Source organism: Lactiplantibacillus sp. 7.2.4 (assembly GCF_018991185.1).
Lineage (GTDB): Bacteria > Bacillota > Bacilli > Lactobacillales > Lactobacillaceae > Lactiplantibacillus > Lactiplantibacillus pentosus.
Genome location: NZ_JAGYGS010000112.1, coordinates 1 through 3,344, shown reverse-complemented (window position 1 = coordinate 3,344; position 3,344 = coordinate 1). Strand labels below are relative to the sequence as shown.

The window sequence follows — 3,344 nt, the reverse complement described above, 5'->3', positions numbered from 1 at the left end:
TGTCATTAAAACGGACTGATTAGCCCCGCTGGTATGGCACTTGACATGGGACATCGACGCCATCTTGTAAGGTGACAAGATAGAGCTGGTCTAAGACAGCGGGTCCCCGAGAATGATTGCTGCCCCAGGTGGTTAATAAGTGGTTCAACCGGCTGGCAACTTGATGATGATCCATCACGCAATCCAAATCCTGTGCGGCTTTAGCTAAGGCTTCAGATAATTCAGGAATTGCACGTACTTCAGGATCACTGTACGCCACGTCGATTGCCCGAGTCAAAGCGATGGCATTTTCATTTTTGAACATGTTTCCCCATCCCTTTCGCGTTATGATGACCAATTGTGGTCTACTGCTAACTTAAGTATAGCGCTACTGAGGTGAGTTTCAAGTCGAAAATGTAACCGCTATCACACGTAATGGCAGTGTCGGATTGCATTTAATGAGCCAACGTGTTATATTGTAATAGATAAATAGAACACTAGGGAGGCCAATCAGTTGAAATTCGATGACAAGGTGCCGATTTACTATCAAATCAAGCAACACATGTATCATGAAATGATTGACGGGTCATTGCCACCGGGGGCTAAGTTGCCTGCGGTTCGGCAATTGGCGGTAGATTTGACCGTTAATGTCAATACGGTTCAACGGGCCCTCAGTGAGATGATTGCAGAGGGAACGCTGACGTCACAGCGTGGTAAAGGTAATTTTGTGACGGATGACCCAGAGAAGATTGCCCGATTACAATCGGAATTAGTGACCAAGCAGTTAGCACTAGCTTATCAGCAGTTGCATGCTTTGAATTTGAATGATGCCGACATCATTCAGCGCATGCAACGATATATTGAACAGCGGGAGGATGATGCAAATGGCAACATTGACGCTTAAAAATGTCGCGTACAAGCACAATCAACGGCAGATTTTACAAGATGTACAATTAGTACTTTCAGCAGGAAAAATCGTCGGCTTGTTAGGTGAAAACGGGGCTGGGAAGACGACTCTGATGCGGCTCATCATGGGAACGGCGAAAGGCCGCGGTGAGATTCGGGTCAACGGTGAAGCTGGCGTGGTTGCCCGTAAACAACACATCAGTTTTACGGACCACCTCAGCGGATTTAGTACCGGCATGAAATTAGAACAGATTGCGAAATTTTATGCCAGTGTTTATCCAGACTTCGATACAACTCGGTATCAGGAAATGGTGGCGTTCTTGGAACTCGACGCTCAACAGAAATTAGGCGAGTTGTCCAAGGGGACCCGAGAAAAGCTGATTATTGCGCTGACGCTGAGTCGTCAGGCGGCCGTTTATTTACTGGACGAGCCATTCAGTGGTATCGACAGCATGAGTCGTAAGAAAATCATCAACAGTATTATTAAGTGGACCCCTGATGAGGCCATTCTGCTTATCAGTGACCACTATGTCAGTGAAATTGCGCCGATCTTAGACGAAATCGTGGTCGTCAAAGACCAAACGATCACGTTGCATCAGGCGACTGATGAGATTCGTGATCGGTATGGTATCGAATTAGAAGACTATTATGAACAGTTATATACGGGAGGTGCGACGGATGACAAATAGTTGGTCACTTTTTAAGGCACTCAGCTGGCCACGGTTCAAACAAATGAATCTCCTGGTGGGTGTTGAAATCATTGCAGTCTTGGTCACGAGTCTCTGGACCGCGATCAAAGGAAACTTTTCGGGTGCAACGTTATTTTACAATTTAAGCGCCTGGATGATTTTGCCACTGGCCGTCGGGTTTATTTTGTTGGCAGTCGCTAATGAGAAGACGTTACGGTCGGGGACCTTCCAGTTGTTGCCCGTCAGCGATTGGAAGATGTATACGATTAACTTGGTGGCGTCACTTGCCAATATTATTTATGTTTGGCTCTTGCAAGTGGTTCTGATGGGAATCACCATTGGTATCGGTTGGCAGGACTTGATGGGTGGGCTAACGGCAACTTCAATTCTTTTCAGTCAGTTTAGTGCCAGCGGTGTAACGAAGTTCGTCCTCGGCACGTTATTAGTCCTCGTGCTCGTCACCTTGTTGATTTGGAGCACGATTGCGACTTGCCACTTTATTACTAACGCGGCGAAGGGCTTCTTACCGAAATTCCGTCAGCAGTTTGTGAACGTGATTATTACGGTCGTCGTTATTTACGTGGCCTTCCGCTTAGCCAGTCTCCTCATGAATATGATTAGTTATTTATCGAGTCAATTGGTCAATCAGGGGCAGGTCGATTCCCTATGGGTTGGCAGCTTGATTATGCTGATCGTCATTCTGGTTGAAGGCGCGATTAATGTCTTTATGCAACACAAATGGGTTGAACCAACGCTGAACTAACTGAAAACGAACCGCAAAAGCCACTGCGAACTGACCGCATCACGCGGTTGGATTCGCAGTGGTTTTTTTGGACTGGTCAATCAGTCTGAAATTAACGTGACCGACTGACTTGCGATTAAAAGCGTCTAAACAACTTTGGCGCCCAGACTGTTTTTAAAGTGACGTAAGGCCCATTCGTGTCCATCCGCATCAAAACTAGCGACAGCGTCTTGATGAATCACGAGTTGATAGCCTAAATTGTAAGCATCGACGGCAGTGTGTAGCACGCAAATGTCGGTGCAGACACCAACTAAGTGCAGCGTATCGACGTGGCGTTCCCGTAGTCGTAAGTCCAAATCGGTACCAGCAAACGAGCTGTAACGAGTCTTGTCGAATTGCCAGACTTGATCATCGGCTTGATGCTTATCGAACCAAGTCTTCAAGGGGCCATACAGTTCACGACCCCAGGTGTTGCGAACGTTATGCGGTGGAAAGAGGCGACTTTCCGGATGATACGGGTCGTTAGGCGTATGGACGTCGGTTGGGAGTAACACCCAGTCACCATTATCAGCCATTTTTTCGGCAAGTTGAACAATGGTCGGCGCGAGCACCTGTCCCGGTTTGCCACAAGTCAAGGCCCCGTCGTCGGCCACAAAGTCGTTGGTATAATCAATAATGAGTAACGCTTGATTGGTTGCCATTGTGCGATTACCTCCCTTAAGATGGCTTTACTCTAAACAACTTCACGGGGCCTGTCAATCATTAAGGGTGGGGGAGTAAGTGCGTCATAAGTGAATTAATGTGGGCTAGGCATTTACAGTAAGCAAGGCAGCGAGTTGGATGGTCGCCAATATAATTTTATCGATAATTATATTGTCAATGGTTGGGGGAATTCGTTGGCGTGGTCGTAAACTGCTTAGAACCTGTTTAAAATCTTCTTAGGAGTAATACCAGAAACGCTAAGATAACCATTTGACGACTTGAATTGAGTTTACGCTCACAGTTCTTCCAAAGTCGTCGACATTTAC

Annotated in this window: 5 protein-coding genes and 1 pseudogene; 3 read left to right on the top strand and 3 right to left on the bottom strand. The window is 46.7% G+C overall.

Going from position 1 to position 3,344, the window contains the following annotated elements; all coding sequences use genetic code 11:
* Positions 1-19 precede the first annotated feature (19 nt).
* Positions 20-304 (bottom strand): bacteriocin immunity protein, encoded by a 285-nt coding sequence (locus KGF70_RS16600; RefSeq protein ID WP_216769629.1) that lies wholly within the window; start codon positions 302-304, stop codon positions 20-22.
* A gap of 189 nt (positions 305-493) precedes the next feature.
* On the opposite strand from KGF70_RS16600, the gene KGF70_RS16595 reads away from it, so the two are divergent.
* From KGF70_RS16595 to KGF70_RS16585, 3 genes are read left to right on the top strand one after another with little or no spacing between them, the layout of a single operon-like run.
* Positions 494-883 (top strand): GntR family transcriptional regulator, encoded by a 390-nt coding sequence (locus KGF70_RS16595; protein ID WP_216769628.1) that lies wholly within the window; start codon positions 494-496, stop codon positions 881-883.
* On the top strand, positions 864-1,574 hold the full coding sequence (locus tag KGF70_RS16590; RefSeq protein WP_082230298.1) for an ABC transporter ATP-binding protein: 711 nt from the start codon (positions 864-866) through the stop codon (positions 1,572-1,574). The genes KGF70_RS16595 and KGF70_RS16590 overlap by 20 nt, the downstream gene beginning before the upstream one ends.
* On the top strand, positions 1,564-2,337 hold the full coding sequence (locus tag KGF70_RS16585) for an ABC transporter permease (protein ID WP_216786511.1): 774 nt from the start codon (positions 1,564-1,566) through the stop codon (positions 2,335-2,337). Before KGF70_RS16590 ends, KGF70_RS16585 begins: the two co-directional genes overlap by 11 nt.
* A 125-nt stretch (positions 2,338-2,462) precedes the next feature.
* On the opposite strand, the gene KGF70_RS16580 is transcribed toward KGF70_RS16585, so the two are convergent.
* Together KGF70_RS16580 and KGF70_RS16575 are read right to left on the bottom strand one after the other, a co-directional pair.
* Positions 2,463-3,017 carry a cysteine hydrolase family protein gene (locus tag KGF70_RS16580; RefSeq protein WP_105920767.1) on the bottom strand — a complete coding sequence of 185 codons (555 nt, stop codon included), beginning with the start codon at positions 3,015-3,017 and terminating at the stop codon, positions 2,463-2,465.
* Positions 3,018-3,243: 226 nt separating this feature from the next.
* A pseudogene (locus KGF70_RS16575) lies at positions 3,244-3,344 on the bottom strand (IS5/IS1182 family transposase); the annotation flags it as partial.

What these genes read in the sequence shown, in the direction of transcription:
- KGF70_RS16585 (WP_216786511.1), top strand. Translation starts at nt 1,564, where the DNA reads ATGACAAATAGTTGGTCACTTTTTAAGGCACTCAGCTGGCCACGGTTC.
- KGF70_RS16580 (WP_105920767.1), bottom strand. Translation starts at nt 3,017, where the DNA reads ATGGCAACCAATCAAGCGTTACTCATTATTGATTATACCAACGACTTT.
- KGF70_RS16590 (WP_082230298.1), top strand. Translation starts at nt 864, where the DNA reads ATGGCAACATTGACGCTTAAAAATGTCGCGTACAAGCACAATCAACGG.
- KGF70_RS16600 (WP_216769629.1), bottom strand. Translation starts at nt 304, where the DNA reads ATGTTCAAAAATGAAAATGCCATCGCTTTGACTCGGGCAATCGACGTG.